The sequence below is a fragment of the Corynebacterium sp. LaCa_205 genome, from assembly GCF_057458085.1.
The window spans coordinates 1705582-1726230 of record NZ_CP190931.1 but is presented as its reverse complement, the minus strand read 5'-3'; the positions used below and the strand labels follow the sequence as shown (position 1 = coordinate 1726230).

Genomic DNA, 20649 nt, shown 5'->3' with positions numbered 1-20649 from the left:
TTTCTGGGGTATTCGGCAAAGCGCAGGTTTGCCAAGCTAAGCTTACGTGCATGACTCAGAAAAGCCTTCCGTTTGCCAGTGGTTTTGTATTGTCCAACAGGGACTTTGGCTCTATCGTCCATTTTGAAAAGCGAGCTTTACCGAATGGTCTTTGGTGGTGGAGTGATAGCTTCGTAGACGAAGATCAAGCCTCTGCTGAAAATGGAGATTTCTTGATCATTAGGGGGCACTGGGCTTCGGGCTCGGAGGATGGAAAGGATGACCCTTCGGCACATCGCCTTTTGCGGTTGGCACAAGAGTCGATTGAATTGTTCGAAGACGAGCTCGACTATCTGTGCGGTCGTTATCTTATTGTTTTGCACCTTCACGGAAAAACCTGGATCTACAATGACGCAATTGGAAACAGGACGGTGTATTACTCGGCTGACCAGCCAGTTGCGGCTTCCCACTTGCACCTTTTGAACCAAGTTTCCCCACACGAGTTACTTTCCAATTCTCTCAAGAATGCTCGTGTTGCCGAGTACCAGTGGGCTGCGGATTTAACACCGTACAAGGGAGTACGACACTTGCTCCCCAATCACAAATTGAATTGGGACGAGAGGGAAACTGTGCGCTTCTATCCGCGTGAAGCTAATCCCTTTTATGAGTGGGATTCGGAATCCAAGTACGCCGAAATTGAGCGCGTTTGGCGTGCAGCACAGTCGCAGTACTTTGACCGCTATCCGAGGATTGCATTTTCAATTAGCGGCGGGGTCGATAGTCGGCTCGTTCTTGCAATGGCCAAGCCTTACTGGGACCGTATCGTGGGGTATACCTACGGTCTTGCAAAACGCGAGGAAGGCCTAGCACAACGAGGCTCTTTCTTTGGCCGAACGATGGAAAATGACGAGTCGATCGTGCGCCAAATGCTGTCATCCTGCGACTTGAAGGACCATGTTTATTTCGACATGGAGTCACTCGAAATGGTGGATGACCAACTAGAACAACTCCTAGAAAATAATACGGTGGGCTTCCACGGGAACCGCTTGGTTGCTTCGTATCGCAAAGTTTTTGAAGGGGCATGGCTGAACATCCGTGGAAATGCCATCGAGCTTTCTCGTACAGGGAATACGAACCTGTCGTTTGCTGCCCTAGTAGAAAAATGCCAGGGTGACTTCCCAGAAGACGTTTCTTCGAGGCTAAAGGCTTTGGGCTTTGACTCGAATCTTTATGGATACGGCCGCGGTGCTCTCACCTACTGGGAATTCAGGCATGGCAAATGGCTCGGAGAGATTCATAATGAACTTGATGCAGCGTTTGATACGTGGGCTCCGGCAGGAATTCGCCGCGTTAGGGACTTAATGGCGGCATTCGACGAACAAGAAGTTCGGGGAGGTCTGATCGTTAGGGACTTAATTGAAAGAAATGCCCCAGAGCTCAACCGGTACCCTGTTAATTCCCAGGAGACTCTATATTCTGCATGGCGTGACTTAAAGAGGGAACAGCTCAACAATGGCTCGGGTCGCGCGCCTTTGTCAGCAGAGGTTGTAAGCACTCAGGGTGATCATCTTTGCGATGTCGAAATCAAGAAGTCATTCAGGATGCCGCCGAATACATTGCAGGCAGGAAACCGGATGCGCGTCTTCCTGCACACTGTGAGGATGGGCGGAACCCTTTGTTTCCGAGTCCACCAACCGTACACAAATCCAGGCGCGAAGAACTACATGCAATTAGCAATCGTAGTTAATGGTAATTCGATGTTCGCGATTGACGGAGCGGAATACGGTGGTCCGATCAACTTCTCCATAGATAACCTGTGTCCAGGTGACAACGTGTATCTTGAGGAGACGTTCCAAAAGAATTTGCCTGGATCGGAATCATGGTCGCGAGCTACGCGAATGGGCGTATCTGCGGTGAAGTTCTTCAAGCGAAAGCCGACTGGGGAGCGAACCCTGCGTCATGATCTTCCGGCGCAATAACTGACTTCCGGTGATTTGGGTAGGGGGACAAGCGAGTGTGAACTCTGCGGTGGAATGAACTGGTTTCACACTAGGTGCAGAGTTGGGCCTTTCCCGTGAGATGGAGAATAAACGGGGAATCCGCGCTTGTGGCGGCGGGCGCTTGGCAGCTGCGACGTCGCCAAGCGCCCGCTCCTTCTATACCCAGCCTTAACGAGCCCCCGCAGCGCGGCCAATGCTCCACCGAGGTTATTGAGTTCCTATTCACCGTTGTTGGTCTTCTCCACGGACCAGAAACTCTCCGGGCGCAGGTCAGCAGCTCATGGAGGTGCAGTGCGCCGGTGCGGATGAAGGTGGTGATGCGGAAGGCCTTCGCAACGGGCCCCGCTTAGCGACGCACCCTTATCCATCAAACAGCGCACACCCTCAAGTGCCATCTCCAGCCCAAAAGTACTGGGTAGGCGCTGTGAGCGAGGGTGGAGGTGAAAAGGGCGTCGGCAAGCGAGGCGGTGGCGCGGACCCGATGGTGAGCAGAGTGAAGGCGGGGGTTCTGCGTGGTGCGGATGCTGCCGAAGCTGGTCACGTTAAAGGGAAGGAGCCTAAAGGGTGCAAGGCTACAAACATCATAATGGGCCGGTCTTATTCATTGTCGTTGGTTAGGGTGCTTGTGTGTATCTATAAGTTGGTTTCGTCTCCTGCCTTACCCCAGCAGACGCTGGTAGCGTTTTATTACATACCGCAGCCGGCAGCCACGGGAGGCCTATTCTATGGACGGCGATATTACTGAGCTGCTCGTATACGCCGGGTTAGTGCTTGTCATGGTGCTCTACTGGGCCTACTACATCCGGTGCGTGCGGAGGAATCCCAGATCGGAAAAGTGGTACGACTCAGCCGATGTGGAAGGTGCAGCAAGTGATGGCGTGCTTTTCTATTATCCTTACTCCACGCTAGTTTTGGGCGTTGGCGGTGTAGCAGGGTTGGTCGAGAGTGCTAATCCTCCCGAGTTTGTCTACGTGGTGCTGAAGATTGCGGTACCGGCAGCTCTCGTCATCGGATGTATTGGATTTACAGGTGGGGTCGGGGTTCCGCTTCCGTGGCCTTTTGTTCCGCGTTGGGTCGTAGACATCCGCAAAGCAAAACGTGCTCGAAGGCACGAGCGCAGAGAAGTCAGGAAAAGGGAAGAGGGAGGATAGGATTGGCGACTTATCTAGGGGTCGAAGTCCGTTGGAAAATTTCACCATTACAGTGGAGTTCCATCAGCCTGAGAACAAAGCAAGGTTTGGTGGGCGTAAATGAGATATTGGTCTTAGTAAGAGTCGCCAGACGGGCTATACTCTTCAGACGTGCCGCCCAATATCAACAAGAAGAACTACCGTCTGGCAGACATCAGCATGTCACCAGACAAGGCGGAGCCATACCCGGACCCTGATGAAAATGCCGAAATCATTGAGGATAGGATTGATATGGCTGAACTCGGAACTATCGTGCATGTTCGAAAATCGCGAGGATCCGACAATACGACAGAACTCTGCACTCGGGATAGTCAGCCCCGTCGACTTCGAGAACCACATTGGTCTAATCACCGGCAGAAAAGAAATCGCTGCCTAACCAGTAGGTAGCTTCACTACATGTCCACCATTTGCGGGCAACCCCATTAAAGAATTACGAAGACTCAGATCGGAGGAACGATGACCAATTCGACTACCCACACTGAGGATCGAGTCCAGCACGGCATCAGGAAGGGCCTGACCCCCGGAAAGTGGACACGTCGGGGGTTGGCTATGCTGCTTTAGTTAGTGTAGCTGAAGTCTTGGCTTCAAAGACATCAGGAGCTATAAGATTGCACCAGGAGTGCCGTCGGCGCGTGTTATAACGCATGCACCACCGAAAGACTTCCTGACGACAGGCGATCGGATTATCAAAGACTTTCCGCTCTCGCAGCACTTCCCGCTTTAAGGTGGCGTTACACGATTCTGCTAGGGCGTTATCCGCACTCATTCCTACCGCGCCCATGGATTGGCGTACACCCAGCGACGAGCAATAGCTCCTAAAGGTTTGTCAGGTGTACACACTGCCGTGATCGGAATGGAATACAACCCGGTCAAGACTGTCACGCACACTGTGCCCGTGGGCTATTGCATCGACGACCAGTGAGACACGCATGTGGTCTGCGAGTGCATAACCTGCAAGTTTCCGTGAATAGGTGTCAATGACTGTGGCCAAATACATGTTCTTGCCGCCCTTACACGGCAGATAGGTAATGTCGCCGACATTCACACGGTTCGGCTCGTCAGCTGTGAATGTACGGCCTACTAGATCTGGCATGACACGGTGACCAGGCTTGCGCCTGGTGGTGATGCATCGACACCGTTTGCTAAAGCCTTTCAAACCCATGGATTTCATGATGCGCGCAACCTTCTTATGGCTGATCGGGCCGAAGTCCGTATCGTCGTTGAGGCTGGCAGCGATGCGTTTAGCCCCATAAAGCCCGTGCTCATCATCGAAGATGGTTGTGATTCTTGCACCAATAAGGGCATCGGAATACATCTTTAACCTGCGCTTTTTACGGGTGTGGACCCATTTGTAGAACGAGGACCGATTGAGCTTTAAAACGTGGCACATCCGCTTAACCGAGTATTCGGTTCGGTGGTCATAGACAAACTGGAAGCGGATCACCAGCGTGTCTCTTCGGCAAAATACTTAGCAGCTTTACGTAGAATATCGCGTTCCGCGCGCAGCTTCGCGTTTTCTTTTTCTAGCTGGCGGATTCGCTCAGAATCATTCGCCGCTTGGGCTTTATCATGCACGGCTTTAATGCGGGCACGTTTGCCGGTGCCGTACTTCTTGACCCAAGAATGTAGCGAGGCTCGGTTAACACCGAGCTCTGCTGATGCTGAGTTCAACGAGAGGTCCTCATTGTTTTCATAGAGGGCCACGGCATCGCGTTTAAACTGTTCGGAATACCTGGACATGGTGGTAGATTACCTTTCTTCCCAGCCCGACTGGGCTAGATATCAGGTGTCCACCTACTAGGGGTCAGGTCCAAGTAAACTCATATATCTACTGAACAGTGTTCAACTCTTCGATACTATCTATACATGAATTTCTACTCTGTGCGTATGCGCGCAAACACAGCGGGCCAGCACATATCCGGTGCGGAGGATATCGTAAGCGCCAATGACGTGGTTGCGACGTGCGCGGCCCTGGCGCAACGCGCTCTTAACCACCCCAAAGGCAGCGCGGAAAACACAACCATCACGGTAGAAGCCTTAAAGGAAGAAGAGATTTGGCGAGTACCCCAGGTGAGCATTAAAAACCTGGAGGTGGAATCTCCGGAGCACGCGCAAACGGTTATACGGGATTTGTTGCGTGGTCATACCCCACATGTGGAACGCATTATTGAAACAACCTTTGCGGTCCGCGATATGCGCGGTGCCATGCTTATCGATGCCGCCCAAACCGAGCGCCTTGAACCCGATCTGCAAAGGGGGATACGCGTAAGCCATATTGGTGCTAAGGTGGCCTTTTCCACGGAGTGCGTAGGCAAAAACGCGGCTCTCGAGGCAGTAATTCTCGCCAGTAAAGTTGCTGCGCACCCAGATGTTCTAGCGGAGCTATGTATCTCCGATGACCCCGACTACACCACGGGCTATGTTTGTGTGGCTGGCACATATCATCGGGTGCCGCACATCAAAGAACCTGGCTCGCGGGCTGGAGGGCGCGCTTTTATTATCCGGCCAGGAGCTGATGTCTTAGCGCTCATTGAGTATCTGGAAAGCCAACCCGTCCTAGTAGAAGTGAACTCGATAGCATGACCCCTAGTCTTGAACAGGCCGTACAGGCTCGACTCCAACAATGGGATGAGGACGGCCTTTGGCGGAGTCCTTCTGTCTTTGCAAGTGGGCAAACCCCTAACGCGATAGTGCAGCAGGCGGGAGACTACTGTGTCCGCGAGGCAGTTCTTTTTAGCTCTTCTAACTATTTGGGCTTAGCTGAGCACCCAGACATCGCTCATGCGGCAAAAGAAGCCATCGATGAATACGGCGTTGGATCCGGTGGCTCGCGGTTGACCACTGGCTCGGGGAAACTGCACATAGAAGCGGAAGCTGCTGTAGCAAGCTTCACCGGCTATCCCGATGCGGTGCTTTTTGCCAGTGGCTATCAGGCCAATATTTCTACATTGCAGGCCCTAGCGTCACCAGAGCTCACTATTGTCTCAGACGCTCGAAATCACGCCAGCATTATCGATGGCTGCAGGCTGGCCAAGGCGAACGGCGCGACCGTGGTTGTGACCCCGCACCGCGATGTAGAGGCCGTGGACAAGGCTTTATCCACCAGAACAACCGAATACGCACTCGTGGTTACAGACGGTCTGTTTTCTATGGATGGCGTGCTCGCCCCTTTGTCCGACCTATATAAAGTCACAGACAACCACGGGGCTTGGTTGATGGTGGATGATGCCCACGCCTTTGGCACTATAGGAGCTACTGGCCGTGGGCTTCCAGAGCACTTTGGCATTCGGCCCGATATTCAGCTCATTACCGCCAGTAAAGCTCTCGGGGCCGAAGGCGCCTTGGTGGCAACAAGCGGGCCAGTAGCCCAACTATTGCGCCAGCAAGCGCGTTCTTTTGTATTTTCCACTTCGCCCACGCCGGCTAATTGCGCCGCTATTATTGCGGGCGTAAACCTATTGGAAACCAATCCGAATCTAGTCGGCGGTCTGCAGGACAATTTTTCTTATTGGCATCAACGCAGGGGAACCTTGAAGCCAGAAGGGCCTATCATTCCTATTCACGTGGGTGATGAATCTGTAGCGATGGAAGCGAGCGCCGCGCTGCTTGAACGAGGATTCATAGTCCCCGCAATTCGGTGGCCTACCGTACCTCACGGAGCCGCAATCTTGCGGGTGACTTTAATGGCTACCCACACCAAGACACAGATTGATGCGCTTTGCAATGAACTGGAATCTCTCCATCTGTAGGCCGGTGGTGTGCCAGCAGGCATAAAAGAGGGCCCACGCGGCGCACATTGGCGCGGCGTGGGCTGGGACAAAATCTTGAAGGATTAGTCCTGTGCAACACCAACGTTGACTTCGATGTTGCCGCGGGTGGCCTTGGAGTAAGGGCACATCTGGTGTGCGGCGTCGGCAAGCTCCTGTGCCTTGTCATCCTCAACGCCTGGGATGGTGACCTCGAGGTCAACGCCGAGGAAGAAGCCCTCGTCGTTCTTGCCCAGCTTAACGCGGGCGCCGACGGAGGAATTCTCCACGTCAACACCCTTGTCCTTGGCCACTGCCTTGAGTGCGGAGTGGTAGCAGGCGGCGTAACCGGCAGCGAAAAGCTGCTCCGGGTTAGCGCCCTCACCGCTGCCGCCCATTTCCTTTGGGGCGGTCATGGTGAAGTCCAGATCGGAATCCTTGACTACGGCGCGGCCGTCGCGGCCTGCTCCGGTGGACAGTGCTTCGGTGGTGTATACGGCGTCCATAATGACTCCTTTTCTATCGGGTCTTTGTACGTCCGCCGATTGTACGCAAGAATTCTAGTCCTCGACGACGTTGACGGTGACCTCAATATTGCCCCGGGTGGCATTGGAGTAGGGGCAGACCTGGTGGGCGGCGTCGGCAAGCTGCTGGGCTGTGGCCTTGTCTTGAGCTGGGATGGAAACCTCCAAGTCCACTGCGAGCTGGAAGCCTTCGCCCTGCTTTCCGATGCCCACTCGTGCACCCACCGCAGAGTCACCCAACTCGACCTTCTGGTTGCGGGCCACGGCCTGCAGAGCGGAGTGGAAGCAAGCGGCGTAGCCGGCGGCAAAAAGCTGCTCTGGGTTGGCACCTTCGCCGCTGCCGCCCATTTCCTTCGGGATGGCTAGGGCGAAGTCGAGGTCAGAGTCCTTGACGGTGGCGTGGCCATTGCGGCCTGCTCCGGTGGCTAGTGCCTCGGTGGTGTACATGGCGTCCATGATTGCTCCTTTCGATTTTACAATCCGGTTTTAATATCCACTTTTGATTGTACACAATTAAATTGCGGACAATATTTTCTTGGCGTCTATACTTTTGGCTATGAATGACGCGCCCACTGATTACCTTTCTCTCGATAGTCAGCTGTGCTTCTCGATTTACCGTGCGAGTAGGGCGGTAGTGCGTTCCTATCGGCCACTCCTCGATGAGCTGGGGCTGACCTACCCCCAGTACTTGGTCATGTTGGTGCTGTGGGAGGCCGACGAACCGGTGCCACTTAAGTTCATTGATTCCCGCCTCGGTCTGGATAGCGGCACGCTTACCCCGCTGCTTAAGCGCCTAGAAAAGCAGGGGTTTGTGGAGCGGCGCCGTGATCCCGCCGACGAGCGCCGCACCCTCGCTAGCCTCACCGCCGACGGCGACGCCCTGCGCTCCCGCGCCGAGTGCATCCCCGAAGCAATGGCCGAGGCTTATGAGAAGTTGGGCCTCGACCTAGTGGAATTTAAAGAGTCTCTCGATGTCCTTGCCGCTACTCCCGTCGACGTGGAGCTACCGTGGCCGTCCGAAGAAGACTTTGTGAGGTAGGGGGGCTTAGTTCGTCGTGGCCACGCGCCTGGACCATATGCTTTTGTCGGCGGTTTCGAATGAGGCGCGAACTGTTTTGTCTCCGGGCCTTTCGCATGTGAGAACTCGCTGGTCGCTGCCCATGCGGCAGTCAAGGTCATAGGATTGCTTGGTCACCGGGCTGCTGGCGGAGACATCCGCGTGGTATACCGCTGTCACCGTGGGATCTGGGGAGCGCAGAGTGTAGCTGGCCTGCATCGCGGCATCAAAGACCGCGGCGGCGAATTCGCAGGAGGTCGCATCGCCGGCGTCGATGGAATCGCCCGACGATGATGTGCCACAGTAGCCGCCAATCTGGCCTACATGGATGTTGTGTTTGCCGCCGGCCGGTGGTGTGGGCTGCTCTGGGGCTGCCTCTTTGGTGACCGTTTCGGTGCGACGTTGCTTCGTTTCCTTCTCCGGGCTGGTTTCTTCTGCATTTTCACCAGCCGGGGAGTTGCTATCTTGCGCGGTGGAGAAGGCTGGCTCTTCTGCTGGGGTGGAATCAGAGTTGGAGTCTGAACCGGAGCCGCAGGCGCTTAGCACAAGACCGGTAGCGAGGAGCACGGACGCGAGAGGGAGAATGGAAGGGCGTTGCATAGGGATACTGTAGCGCCCTTCGGGGTGTGGCGCGCGGCTAATGGTCTATACGAGCGGGTGGAACTGGCGCACCTTCGGGTGGCAGAACCTTCGGGTACTTTGTGGCTGTGCCAGAGGAAGTGGCCGCGCCGGTTGCACCGCTGGTTGCGGCGGCATCGGCGTTGCTGGTGGGGGAAGGACGGTGGGGAGTGGGGTCCCAGTGGACGTCGACAAGCTTGCGCTGGCACACCCACCCCAAGGCCAGAATGGCCAGCGCAATGAAGGCAATGAAGACGAGGCCCAGGGCGCCATCGGCGTGAATGGACCAGCCCAGCAGCAGGCCGAGCCAGCCAAAGTCAGCGTCGCCGAAAGTGGTATTCGCGGAGCCGAAGGAACCAAGGACACCGAGGAGGAATGCCGGCAGGAAAGTAATGATGAGGCCGTTGACAAAAGCACCGAGCGCGGCACCACGGCGGCCGCCGGTGGCATTGCCATAAACGCCTGCTGCACCGCCGGTGAAGAAGTGCGGCACCAAACCGGGCAGAATCAGCGCAATGCCAAAGGCTGGATTGAGCCAGGTAGACAGGACGGCGAGGCCGACAAGTCCGCCGAGGAAGGAAGAAATGAATCCGATGAGCACTGCGTTCTGGGCATAAGGAAAGACGATGGGGGCATCCAGTGCAGGGATCGCGCCGGGCACCACCTTGGCTGCGATGCCCTGGAAAGCAGGCACGAGCTCGCCCAGGATGGTGCGGACGCCAAACAGGATGACGGCCACGGCTACGCCAAACTGGAGTCCTTGGGTCACGGACTGCATCAAGAAATTGCTCACATTAGTGGCGCCATCTGGAAAGGCCGTGAAGGCTTCCTCGGAACCGGCGCGAGCAATGAAGAGCACGGCGAGGACCACGTACATCAGCGCCATGGATAGCGCGGTTGCCACCATGGAATCGCGCAAGAAGCGCAGGCCTTCCGGCAATTTCAGGTCCTCAGTGGAGGGCGACATTTTCTTACCCTTGCCGCCCACCAGCTTGCCGACGCCGCCCGCAGCCAAATACCCCGCAGTGCCAAAATGTCCGATGGCCACGGAGTCATCGCCGGTGATTCGGCGGGTAAATGGGTGCGCGATGGCGGGGAGGGAGACCATAAGGATGCCGAGCAGAACTGCGCCGAAGGCGATGACAATCCACGAGGAATACCCGGCCGGTGCAAGCACCATGGTGAGAAGAGTCGCCATAAAGAGAACATGATGACCGGTAAGAAATACGTAGCTCATTGGCGTAAAGCGGGCAAGCAGCAGCGAAACCACAAAGCCTAAGATCATGATCCAAGCGACTTGGCTGCCGAACTGATCTTGCGCAATACCTACGATGGCTTCATTGGTGGGAACCACTCCCTGAGCCCCGGTCGCGCCAGTAATCATGGCCCCCAGCGGCTCTAAGGAATCGGTGACTAGGCCTGCACCGGCGCCGATAAGGAGGAAGCCGAGCGTGGCCTTGATGGCGCCGCCAATGGTTTTGCCGGTTCCGCGGCCCATCGCTGCCAGCCCCACCGCGGTGATGATGCCGATGAGAAACGCTGGCACGGAGAGAATTTCATTAACAAGGAAATTCGCTATAGCAAGAAGAAAGTCCATGAGGATGCTCCTTAGATGTCATAGAGCTCGCGCAGAGCCCCATCGATTTCAGACATGGAGGTGAAGTCTTGGATGACGTAGACAGGAACCCCGACATCACCTAGCGTTGCAGCAATTTCGCCGGAGGTGAGCAAGAAATCCGCCTCACCAGCTCGTCCTTTGGCTGAGATGGTATCCGTGGCTTCCACGGTGAGGTAAGGGCCCCAACCCCACTCATCGAGCACCTGCTCGAGGGTGTTTTTGAGGAACAATGACGTACCTAGCCCGTTGCCGCATACCGTGAGAATTTTTCCTTTGGAGGCAACAGAATCGGCGGCCGTTTGCTTCGCTGGTTGCGCCTTTGGCCCCGACGTTGCTGTGGAAGCTGCGCGTTTCTTACTCGACGTCGATGCCGTGAGGACTGCGCGGAGCCCCTCTTCAGATTCTGCGCTATCAAGCTCGTCGCGTTTGGTGGCCAGCAGCTTTGCGAGCTGTTTCATCGCCTGCAGATGCTCGGAGTCACTCCGTGCGGCAAACGCTACGACGAGGTCTACAGGGTCATTGGAATCATGCCCGAATTCCACCGGCTTATCCAGGCGCACCCACGACAGTGAGGTTTCTTTTACCGCCTCCGAAGGGCGCGCGTGCGCAAAAGCGAAACCGGGAGCCACGACAATATATGGGCCCGTTTCTTCCACGGAGTGCACCATTGCTTCCGTGTAGTCTGCGGTTATCGTGCCAGCTTCTTCAAGCAGCGATCCCGCAAGATGGATAGCTGCTCGCCAGTCCTTGGCGGTGCCGTGCAAGTCCACGGCACCGGGCACCAAGAGGGAATCTAGTGTCGCCATATGTATCTCCCATCACAAATGCTGTGACATCAAGGTCAATGTCACTCTTGATTTTATGCCGCGGAGAAACGGGAGGTAAATGCAGGGGTAACGTTTGCACTGGGGGAGTTGCAACCGCTCAAGGAGCGGTCGAATTGGCTCTATCGGTCTTTAGCGTGGTCGCAATGCAAAGGGGACCGTGTGTTCTCGGAAAGGCCGGACCTGGAAATGGACCTGTGCTAAGGGGAAGGGAAATGAGAAATCCCCGCCGGCGCGGGGAGAAACACAGCTAAAGTGCTGCTTTGCGCACTACAACAGGCCCCTCCCATTGGATACAGGAGGGGCCTGGCTACGCCTGTCAAGTACTGCCTGCCTCAGTGAGAAATGGGCTCGATTTCCTTTGGGCGTTGTATCTCGGCGGGCTTCGCTTCCTGTATCGGCTAGAACGGGAGATTTAAGCGCGTTGTATACGGGCAGTTAATTGAGCTCGAAAGTTTGGCGTCCGATTTCATCTTGGCTGAAGGACTTAGTTGCAACAAGGTCCACAGGGGTAGTTAGATCATCGAGCTCGTAGGCTATGGTTCCAGCGACAGTGCCTCCCTTTTTAATCTGCTCAAGCTGAGTATCGTCAGTTTCAGGATCAATGTAGGAACCGAGGTCGAGCTCGTTTACTTTATTCGGATCATTGTCTTGGATGGCGGTGAAGTACACGACAAAGTCGGTGGTGGTTAGAGTTTCATCCGTTTTATTGGTTACGTCATAGTTAAAGACGAGAAGTGGCTTTTCACCTATTTCATTACCAGGCTCACCGGGCTTGATAACACGGTGATCGGTTATTTCGAACTTGGCGGCTGGAACATCCAGGACTCCATTTTTAAAGGTTTGGCCAAAATCCGTGCTCTTTAGCTCTCTAATGGTTGTCGGATCATCCTTCACTTTCTTCATGTGTGTGGTGAATTCCTTATCTTCAATCGCGACCTTGAAAGTTAAGGCGTCGTCATCGATAGAGAAATCTTTCTTGTCGGACGAAGCAGCCATCCACTCAGAGGCGGTGGCAACGGTATCGCGGTTTGAAGTAACGGTCTCACCGGATGCAGCGGCTTGAGCGTCAAAGGTGCCAATCCAGTAGATCATACGATTTTCGCCGTTGTCCATGACCCATTCGATGGTGATGACGTCGTCGGTGATGCTGGCCTCCATCCAGCCATCTTCAGAAGCGCTGTCCTCTTGCTTCCACGTCCCAATTACGGACTTCGCATCGGCCTGTGCATCGGACGCGGAGTTACTGGAGTCGCTCGTCTTTGAGCTGTCACTACCGCTATCCGAGCAGGAGGTAAGCGCGAGAGCAGAGACGAGAATGAGAGAAGAGAGTAGTTTGCGCATAATTAACTTCTACCCGCAGGGGGTAGGAAGCGTACAAATACTCAATAGCGAAGGGGGCAAATTGGTCTTTGGCCGCTCTTTGACTAATCTTTTCAGGGCAGAGAGTCGCCCAAGTGGGCGTGCAATCTGCGTGGGGCTATAGCTCAGTCGGTTAGAGCTACGGACTCATAATCCGTTGGTCGCGGGTTCGAGCCCCGCTGGCCCCACGGTGATAGGGAGGCGTCGGCAAGCAGTGCTGGCGCCTCCTTGTGCTTATCTGCGCATATGGGTGTGCTGATTGCGCAAGGGCGGACGGTGAAGTCTAATAACTATATGGTTGAAGTAGATCCGCTCATTGAATCTCTCTACCGCTGGTCCGATATCAGTGGTGTGCTGCTGATGGGAATCATCGGTGGCACTATGGCGCGCAAACGTGGCTACGATATCATCGGCTTTTTCTTCATTGCGATGTTCTCGTCGCTAGGCGGCGGCATGGTGCGCGACGTGCTCATTAACCGTGGCACCGTCGCGGCAATGAGCCAACCAGAATATCTCTACTTGGCCTTTACCGGCGCGCTGATTGCTCGCTTTGTGTACTTCAGAGGCAAGACCTGGGATTATCTGCAAGCGCATGGCGACGCCGTCGTTTCCGGCCTGTGGGCCGCCACCGGCGCGGTGAAGGCCATTACCTACGGCCTGCCGCTTATTCCCTGCATCATGATGGGCGTGTTTACCGCCACGGGTGGTTCGATGATTCGTGACATCGTGATGGGGCGCGAGCCGAGCGTCTTTGGTGATAACCAGCCAACAGTTATTCCGGCCGTGGCTTGTGCGATTATTGTGCTGGTTGGCCACCATTTCGACATGATGGCCGTGGGCATGATCATTGGGCCTTTGGTCTCCATCTTCTTGGCGCTGCTGGGCATTTGGGCGGGGTGGCGCGTGCCGGCCTACCAAGACTGGGCACCTATTAATGACACCGCCGCACAGGTGAAGGTCCTAGCGAAAAAGGCCGAGAATAAAAGCCGTGCCGTCGGCCGCCGCCTCGAGCCGCACCGCTTACGTGCTTGGCGTCACCGCCAGATGGAGGCAGCGCTGCAGCGGCGCATTGAAAAGGAAGTGCGCTCTGGTAAGCGGCGCAAAGAAGCTGCGGCGGAGGCCAGCGAATTTCTGGAGTCCTTCGAATCCGATGTGGATCAGCTCAGTGCAGTGGTAGCAGAAGGCGATGATACGGACTTCGGCGTGGACCTCACCGGTGATTCCTACACCGAGGAGGAACAGGCCTCCCAGGAGGAATCCCAACGCCTCCTTGATGCCATTCTGGAAGATGACAAGCTTACGGATGAACTCATTGATCGCCTCATGAAGCGCTATGACTCCCGCGACTAGCCCGCGGTTCTTTAGCGCGGCGGCTTAGCGCCCAACCGCGCCGCAAACCTGCGGGTCCGTGATATAGCCTTGCTCGCAGCCATATTGGGTCTGGATTTCTCCGGAGCTCTTATTCCGGTTGCCGTTGGCATCGTTGCCATAGCCGCACAGGTAGGCCGGACACTCCGCACTCGGCCCATTGGGCGCTTGTACTGGCGGTTGAGCGTTTGATTCCTTGCACAACGCGGCAAACTCCACCCAGGTGCCGTCCGCGCATTGGTACTGCGCGGTGTTTTCCTGCTGCCGGTTTTCGGTAGGCGGTTGCACGGCTTCCTGATTTTCTGTTTGTGGTTCGGCGTGCTGCGCGGCATCTGTAGTTGCTACTTCCGTGGTCGTTTTTTCTGTGGACGTTTCCTCGGTGCTGGATTCTGTAGAGCTCGTTTCATTGGCCGTTTCCGTAACGGTTTCTTTCACCGTGGAAATGGTGGTGGCGGTCTCGTCGCTGCCGCCGCAACCGGTGGCAAAAAGGGCTAGGGAAAAGAAGGGAATAAGGAATGATTTCTTCATGCCCCATACCGTAGCCAAACAAGGCGGCGGGTGCCGGAGTCTGTGCAGGGCATAGGGGGAAACGGGCTGTGCGAGGGGGAGTGTTTGCATGGTGGCTGGCAGTGAACTGGCATCTAGTTTTCAGGTGTGCGCACTAATCTAGAGACATGAATCTGAAGTATTACTTCTACGAGCTGTGGAGCATCTTCGTTGACCACGGCTTACCGCTTATCGCGCTGCTGCTGATCGGCATTTTGATCCCGCGCATCGGCAGGCTGGCGATCCGCATCATAGAGCGCCGCCTCGATGAAGATGAAGAATCCACCAAGGCGCGCCTGGCGCTGACCGGTGCGCTGGTCTACATCGTGCAGGCCATCGCGTACTTCCTCATCATTTGGGCGGCGCTGACCAATATTGGCGTGCCCGCGGTAGGCGCGGCGGTGCCGGCGACGATAGTTTCGGCCGCCGTGGGCTTTGGTGCCCAGTCCATCATCGCCGATTTCCTCTCCGGCTTTTTCATCCTGTCAGAAAAACAATTTGGCGTAGGCGATTACGTCAGCTTCGATGGCGTAACCGATGTGGAAGGCACCGTGGTGATGCTGACTTTGCGCACCACCAAGGTGCGCACTCCCACCGGCGAGCTCGTCACCGTGCCCAATAGTTCTGCCGGGGCGGTAACAAACTATTCCCAGGAATGGTCGCGCGCCGTGGTCAACTTCGACGTACCCGTGCAAGAAGGAGAGACCCTGCCAGAGATTACCCGCCGAGTGCGCACCATTTCTGAGCAAGCCATCCAAGAGCCGTCCATCGCCGTGGATGTCAACGGCGAGCTCGAGGTGCTGCCAGCCACGCAGCTGGTTTCCCCGCAGGCCGCCGGCCAATCGTGGCACGTGACCTACCGCGTACTGGTCACCGTTAACCCGGCCCGCCAATGGGCGGTGGAACGCGCCATTCGCTCGGCGCTGCTCTCGGAGTTCTGGGATCACTACAATGTGGCCGATCTCGATGAACTGCAGCGCCCGCTGACCCCACCGCAGGGAAATACCGCGGCTCAAGAATCCGTAAAGGATGCTTCCACCGCAGGGGAGGGCCACCACCCTGAGACGAAGGTGGAGCGCAGTGCCGCCACCGCGGACGCTGAGGTGGATGGCCCGGCTAGTGACGGCCCCGGAAAACCCGCGCTGTCTGATGCGGACGATCAAGAACCAGAGCCCTCCCAGGGCATCTGGCGTGGCTTGGAGGCCAATAGCAAGTTCCAAAAGATCGCCACATTCGGCGGCCGAGTCCGCGCCTCCACCACGGGCCTTGTCCTCGCGCTGTTTGTCGTCGGTGCCTTGGCCTTGGCCTCGAGCAATCCCGATAACGCGGACGCGGGCTGGCTCTCGCCCGAGCACTGGCGCGATAGCGGCAAGGAAACCTCCTCCTCACAGCTTTCCGACGCCCCCTCAAACCAACCCACCCCAGCAACCACCGAGACCGGTACACAGTCCGAACCAACGGAAGATAGTGCCGCTCCCACGGAGACCGACTACCCACAGGGCACTAATGACACAGGCGTGACTGATACGCCTGCCGGCGGCAGGCAGGGAACAGGCGCTACTGGTAATGCCTCCCCGGCCCCGAGTGCCCCCAATGGCGCAGACAACGTGGGGACAGATTCCGGGACCGGCGCCGGCACTGCGCCCACTGCGGGAGGCGACGCCGGCGACGGCGCCCAAGCTTCCGGAACGGCCGGTAGCGCAGGCACAGAGATTCCGGCAGAGCCTCGTCAGTAGGATGTGCCCTCCATTTCGACCACTGCTTCCTTTCGTGGTTGGCAAAGCCGGCATGATCGCTCATGTCGTAGCTCTTGACGTGCAGGAATGATTTTGTGTGGCAAAGATGAAATAGTGCGAGCCGGCTGCGCGTTGCACTTGGCATGACTTCACTATTTGAACCTCTGGAACTTGGCCGATACACGATAGATAATCGCGTGACCATGGCGGCGTTGACCCGCCAGCGCGCGGGTGAAAGCGGAATACCTACTGAGCTGCACCAGAAGTACTACTCGCAGCGTGCCACGGCCGGGCTGGTTGTCACGGAGGGCACCTTCCCCGCGTGGACCAACCGCGCATTTCCAGGCCAGGCAGGCATTGCCACCGAGGAGCAGGCAGAAGGTTGGCGTGCGGTAGCAGACCGCGTTCACGAGGCCGGCGGCACCTTGTTCATGCAGATCATGCACGGTGGCCGCACCAGCCACCCAGATCTGATTGACGGTGCAGATCCAGAGGCCCCGAGCTCCTTCGATTGGGGCGGAACCGTGCGTGGCTTTTCCGGCAAAATGGATGCGCCGGTCCCGCGGGAGCTGAAGAAGGAAGAGCTGCCGCGCATCGTGGAGGAATTCCGCCAGGGTGCGCGCCGGGCTATCGATGCCGGCGTTGACGGCGTGGAAATCCACGGCGCGAATGGCTACCTGCTGCACGAGTTTATGGCGGCCTCGTCCAATAAGCGCGAGGATGAATTCGGCGGCAGCCCGGAAAATCGCTGGCGCCTGCCGGAGATGGTTATCCGCGCCGTGGCGGAGGAAATCGGCGCCGACCGCGTAGGTGTGCGATTCTCGCCGGCCCACAATGTGCAGGAGGTCATCGAGGATGACCAGGACGATATGCTGGCCACCTACGGCGGACTGCTCGATGCCCTGGCACCGCTGAACCTGGCTTATGTGTCCCTGCTGCACGGTGAGCCGGAAAGCGAGCTTATCGCCACGCTGGCGCAAAAAGCCCGCGCAAATGGCGTGACCAAGGTGCTGATGAATGACGGCTTCCCTACGGTGACTTCTAAGGAAGACGCGCAGCGTGAAATCGAGCTGGACTACGTGGATGCCGCAGTGGTGGGCCGCCAGCTCATCGCCAACCCGGACCTAGTGCGCCGCTGGCGTGAGGGCTTGGAGCTCAACGAGCCGGACCAGGATACGTTCTACCTGGGCGGCGAGCGTGGCTACATTGATTATGAATATGCCGCGGACTAGGGAAAAATCCGCGGCATAAAGGGGGGCCGAGAGGCATCAGAGTGATAGGTAGTGAAATTCCCCAGAGAGGGTCTTTCACTATGCCTATCGAAGGTGTACTACCCGTTCGTTAACACCAAGTGCCTGTCATGTGACAGAACTTACAACTACTTGGTATAGCCCTTGCCTGGGCGCCAGGTCATGGTCACAGCCTCGCGCACCGGGGACTTAGCGGACAGCAGGTTATCCACACGCAGCCAGTGCATTTCTGCGGAATCCGGGCGCACGGTTACAAAGCTATAGCCGTGGTGGTCCAAGTCCACGTGGCGGGTGTGCGGGTTGGCACCTAGCAGGTAACGCTCAGCCAGCTTGGAAAGCTCGTTGCCTTCCGGCAGCTTGAGCTGCTCGTTGACATTGGGCGCAGAAACGGAGGCGCAGACCAGCTCGGCGCCAAAGATGCGGCCATCCTTGCTGATATTATGCGCCCACTCGGAATGGATATCGCCGGTGACAAAGAGGGGGTGGGCATCGTGCTTGGAAAGGGCGTCGATAAGCAGGCGGCGCTCTGCAGAGTAGCCATCCCACTGGTCGCCATTGACCGGAATGCCGGTGATATTGGAAGACAGCGAGGAAGAAACCGGCTTGGTCTTGTCATCCTTTTGCAGGGTAGCCAGGTTCATGGGGGAGAACATGACGGAATTGCCCAGCATATTCCACTTCGCAGAAGAGGTCTCAATCTTATTGAGCAGCCAATTATATTGCTCGGATCCGAGCATCGTGCGGCCTTCTGCGGCCATCTTGTGCGGGCCAAAGCGCACCTGCTCATCGCGGTAGGTGCGCAGGTCCATCATGGTTAGTTCCACCAGGTCACCAAAAGTCAGGCTGCGGTAGAGGTGGCCCTGCTCGGAAGGATTGGTTGCGCGCACCGGCATCCACTCGAAGTAGGCCTGCATTGCGGCCTTGCGGCGGTCGAGGAAGGCGCCCTCCTTGCCCTCGGTGTGGTTTTCGGCGCCCTCGCGCCAGTTATCGTTGGCCACCTCGTGGTCATCCCACACCACAACCCACGGCAGTGCCCCGTGTGCGGCTTGCAGGTTTTCATCGGTGCGGTAGCGGCCGAAGCGAATCCGGTAATCCTCTAACGAGATAATCTCGTGCGCAGGGTGGTGCAGGCGCACCGGGCCATTACCGGCGTACTCGCGCTGCGGGTATTCGTAGATATAGTCGCCCAAGAAGATCATATAATCCAGCTGGTCGGCGCGGCCGCGCTGGGCAATATCGCCATAGGCGTTAAAGAAGCCGGACTCCCAGTTTGCACAGCTAGCCACACCGAAGGTGAGCTTTTCTGGGGAGGCGCTCAGCGCCGGGGCGGTCTTGGTACGGCCAATGGGCGAGTACTTATCCTGCGCCTTAAAGCGGTAAAAGTACACGGTCTCCGGCTCCAAGCCGTGCGGGTCCACGTGCACGGTGTGGTCCTGGTTGGCATCGGTGGTCACTTCGCCCTGCTTGACGACGTCCCCAAAGCCCTCGTCCTTGGCAATTTCCCACTCCACCCGGGTGGCCTCGCCCAGGCCGGATCCCGGCATGGCATCGGCATCCGGGGTTACGCGGGTCCACAAAATGACCGAATCCGGAATAGGATCGCCCGAGGCAACGCCGTGGAGGAAGGGGCGCTCGCCCAGTTGGGGCTCTACCATGTGCTGCTCCACGCGCGGGGAGAGGCTGCTTTGGGCATTGGCAGAGTTGGCGGCGGCGGTGGACAAAGCGATGGCGGCGCCGGCGGTGCCGGTGGTTTGCAGGAAGCGGCGGCGATTGACGTTTCCGCGGGCAGAAGCGGACTGATTCTGAGAATTATTAGGCATGATTTAAAGCTTCGTCATGTTTGCCGCCTGTGCAAGCGATCCTAGGCCAATTACATAAAGAGTTCTTTTTGTCTTAACTGGCGGTTAACTTCCTTGCCCCCTCGCCCGGCCCTAGAGTGCGGGCCTTGGGCGGGCTTGGCTCAGTAGGCTGGAGGGCATGAGTGAATTTAGCCAGATCAGCCAATGGCCCGCGGATACGGTGGCCGGTGCTTTGCTGCATCGCGGCGAGGTCATAGAAACGGTAGGAGATACCGCCCGCGAGTTTCCAGTGGCATCGGTGACCAAGCTGGTTGCGGCCTATGGCGTGATGCTTGCCGTGGAAGAAGGCGCGGTGGAATTGGGGCAGCCGGCCGGTCCGGAGGGCTCGACCCTGGAACACCTGCTTGCACACGCCTCTGGCATTTCCTTTGACTCCCGAGAGCCGCAGAAGCCGGTAGGCGAACGCCGCATCTATTCCTCGGCCGGTTATGAGTGGGCCGCAGATACCGTGGCCGATGCCACGGGCATGGACTTTGCCGAGTACCTACGCGAGGGTGTACTTACCCCGTCGGGCATGGATTCCACTCGTCTCGAAGGTTCGGCCGGTCACGGCTTGGTCTCCACGGTGAAAGATTTGGCGGCCTTTGCTGCGGAAGTCCAGGATCCGCAGCTGCTGCACCCATCCACCGTGGCCGATATGCGCCGCGTCCATTTTGGTGGCCTGCGCGGCATTGTCCCGGGCTACGGCAATTTTAAAGATTGTACCTGGGGCCTTGGTTTTGAAATCCACGGCGACAAAGAACACTGGATGGGCGCCCTGCCTGCCGACGCCGTCGGTCACTTTGGCATGTCCGGCACCTACCTCTGGGTGGCCGGCGAGTATGCCATGGTGGCGCTCACGGACCGTGACTTTGGCGAATGGTGCAAGCCACTCTGGCACGATACGAATACCTCCATCTGGAACGCCTTGTAGGCGTCCGGACTCGGCGGAGCTAGCGCCTCCAGTGCGCTAGCGCGTGTCTATAACCTTTT

17 protein-coding genes, 1 tRNA gene and 1 pseudogene are annotated in these 20649 nt (G+C 57.1%); 10 read left to right on the top strand and 9 right to left on the bottom strand.

Features of this window, described 5'->3' with window-relative positions; genetic code table 11:
* The first annotated feature begins 50 nt into the window (after positions 1-50).
* Both ACP8J1_RS08335 and ACP8J1_RS08330 read left to right on the top strand, forming a co-directional pair.
* Positions 51-1958 carry a hypothetical protein gene (locus ACP8J1_RS08335; RefSeq protein ID WP_023021104.1) on the top strand — a complete coding sequence of 636 codons (1908 nt, stop codon included), beginning with the start codon at positions 51-53 and terminating at the stop codon, positions 1956-1958.
* Positions 1959-2704: 746 nt separating this feature from the next.
* Positions 2705-3130 carry a hypothetical protein gene (locus ACP8J1_RS08330; protein ID WP_023021105.1) on the top strand — a complete coding sequence of 142 codons (426 nt, stop codon included), beginning with the start codon at positions 2705-2707 and terminating at the stop codon, positions 3128-3130.
* Positions 3131-3716: 586 nt separating this feature from the next.
* Here ACP8J1_RS08330 and ACP8J1_RS08325 read toward each other — a convergent pair.
* Positions 3717-4909 (bottom strand): annotated as a pseudogene (locus tag ACP8J1_RS08325) (IS3 family transposase).
* 126 nt (positions 4910-5035) lie between these two features.
* On the opposite strand from ACP8J1_RS08325, the gene ACP8J1_RS08320 reads away from it, so the two are divergent.
* Both ACP8J1_RS08320 and ACP8J1_RS08315 read left to right on the top strand, forming a co-directional pair.
* Positions 5036-5752, top strand: a complete 717-nt coding sequence (locus ACP8J1_RS08320) for a 6-carboxyhexanoate--CoA ligase (RefSeq protein WP_023021110.1) — start codon at positions 5036-5038, stop codon at positions 5750-5752.
* Positions 5749-6918 carry an aminotransferase class I/II-fold pyridoxal phosphate-dependent enzyme gene (locus tag ACP8J1_RS08315; protein WP_023021111.1) on the top strand — a complete coding sequence of 390 codons (1170 nt, stop codon included), beginning with the start codon at positions 5749-5751 and terminating at the stop codon, positions 6916-6918. The genes ACP8J1_RS08320 and ACP8J1_RS08315 overlap by 4 nt, the downstream gene beginning before the upstream one ends.
* A gap of 83 nt (positions 6919-7001) precedes the next feature.
* Here ACP8J1_RS08315 and ACP8J1_RS08310 read toward each other — a convergent pair whose 3' ends face one another.
* Entirely contained in the window at positions 7002-7421 is a 420-nt protein-coding gene (locus ACP8J1_RS08310) for an organic hydroperoxide resistance protein (RefSeq protein WP_023021112.1), read from the bottom strand.
* Between the two features lie 54 nt (positions 7422-7475).
* On the bottom strand, positions 7476-7895 hold the full coding sequence (locus ACP8J1_RS08305; RefSeq protein WP_023021113.1) for an organic hydroperoxide resistance protein: 420 nt from the start codon (positions 7893-7895) through the stop codon (positions 7476-7478).
* Positions 7896-7995: 100 nt separating this feature from the next.
* On the opposite strand from ACP8J1_RS08305, the gene ACP8J1_RS08300 reads away from it, so the two are divergent.
* Positions 7996-8478: a MarR family winged helix-turn-helix transcriptional regulator gene (locus ACP8J1_RS08300; protein ID WP_034655444.1), complete on the top strand. Its 483-nt coding sequence runs from the start codon at positions 7996-7998 to the stop codon at positions 8476-8478.
* A gap of 6 nt (positions 8479-8484) precedes the next feature.
* Here the strand turns inward: ACP8J1_RS08300 and ACP8J1_RS08295 are convergent, their stop codons facing one another.
* The 4 genes from ACP8J1_RS08295 to ACP8J1_RS08280 all read right to left on the bottom strand — a co-directional run bounded on the left by ACP8J1_RS08295 (position 8485) and on the right by ACP8J1_RS08280 (position 12900).
* Entirely contained in the window at positions 8485-9096 is a 612-nt protein-coding gene (locus ACP8J1_RS08295; RefSeq protein WP_023021115.1) for a hypothetical protein, read from the bottom strand.
* A 37-nt stretch (positions 9097-9133) separates the two neighbouring features.
* Positions 9134-10711: a PTS ascorbate transporter subunit IIC gene (ulaA, locus tag ACP8J1_RS08290; protein ID WP_023021116.1), complete on the bottom strand. Its 1578-nt coding sequence runs from the start codon at positions 10709-10711 to the stop codon at positions 9134-9136.
* A gap of 11 nt (positions 10712-10722) precedes the next feature.
* Positions 10723-11538, bottom strand: coding sequence for a PTS sugar transporter subunit IIAB (locus ACP8J1_RS08285; RefSeq protein ID WP_023021117.1), 816 nt, complete (start codon positions 11536-11538; stop codon positions 10723-10725).
* Between the two features lie 456 nt (positions 11539-11994).
* Positions 11995-12900: a DUF5067 domain-containing protein gene (locus ACP8J1_RS08280; RefSeq protein WP_023021118.1), complete on the bottom strand. Its 906-nt coding sequence runs from the start codon at positions 12898-12900 to the stop codon at positions 11995-11997.
* A gap of 132 nt (positions 12901-13032) precedes the next feature.
* Between ACP8J1_RS08280 and ACP8J1_RS08275 the strand changes: the two genes are divergently transcribed.
* Both ACP8J1_RS08275 and ACP8J1_RS08270 read left to right on the top strand, forming a co-directional pair.
* Positions 13033-13106, top strand: a tRNA-Ile gene (locus ACP8J1_RS08275).
* 106 nt (positions 13107-13212) lie between these two features.
* Positions 13213-14268 carry a trimeric intracellular cation channel family protein gene (locus ACP8J1_RS08270; protein ID WP_486696548.1) on the top strand — a complete coding sequence of 352 codons (1056 nt, stop codon included), beginning with the start codon at positions 13213-13215 and terminating at the stop codon, positions 14266-14268.
* 24 nt (positions 14269-14292) lie between these two features.
* Here the strand turns inward: ACP8J1_RS08270 and ACP8J1_RS08265 are convergent, their stop codons facing one another.
* Positions 14293-14814, bottom strand: a complete 522-nt coding sequence (locus ACP8J1_RS08265) for a hypothetical protein (RefSeq protein WP_232212601.1) — start codon at positions 14812-14814, stop codon at positions 14293-14295.
* 146 nt (positions 14815-14960) lie between these two features.
* Here ACP8J1_RS08265 and ACP8J1_RS08260 point away from each other — a divergent pair, with 146 nt between their 5' ends.
* The gene (locus tag ACP8J1_RS08260) at positions 14961-16568 is read left to right on the top strand and encodes a mechanosensitive ion channel domain-containing protein (protein ID WP_023021121.1); all 1608 of its coding nucleotides are present in this window, start codon (positions 14961-14963) and stop codon (positions 16566-16568) included.
* A gap of 143 nt (positions 16569-16711) precedes the next feature.
* Complete coding sequence (locus ACP8J1_RS08255; RefSeq protein WP_023027877.1) at positions 16712-17800, top strand: alkene reductase; 1089 nt, start codon at positions 16712-16714, stop codon at positions 17798-17800.
* A 146-nt stretch (positions 17801-17946) separates the two neighbouring features.
* On the opposite strand, the gene ACP8J1_RS08250 is transcribed toward ACP8J1_RS08255, so the two are convergent.
* The gene (locus ACP8J1_RS08250) at positions 17947-19638 is read right to left on the bottom strand and encodes an alkaline phosphatase D family protein (protein ID WP_023021123.1); all 1692 of its coding nucleotides are present in this window, start codon (positions 19636-19638) and stop codon (positions 17947-17949) included.
* A 157-nt stretch (positions 19639-19795) separates the two neighbouring features.
* Here ACP8J1_RS08250 and ACP8J1_RS08245 point away from each other — a divergent pair, with 157 nt between their 5' ends.
* Positions 19796-20590, top strand: a complete 795-nt coding sequence (locus ACP8J1_RS08245) for a serine hydrolase domain-containing protein (RefSeq protein ID WP_023021124.1) — start codon at positions 19796-19798, stop codon at positions 20588-20590.
* Positions 20591-20649 lie beyond the last annotated feature (59 nt).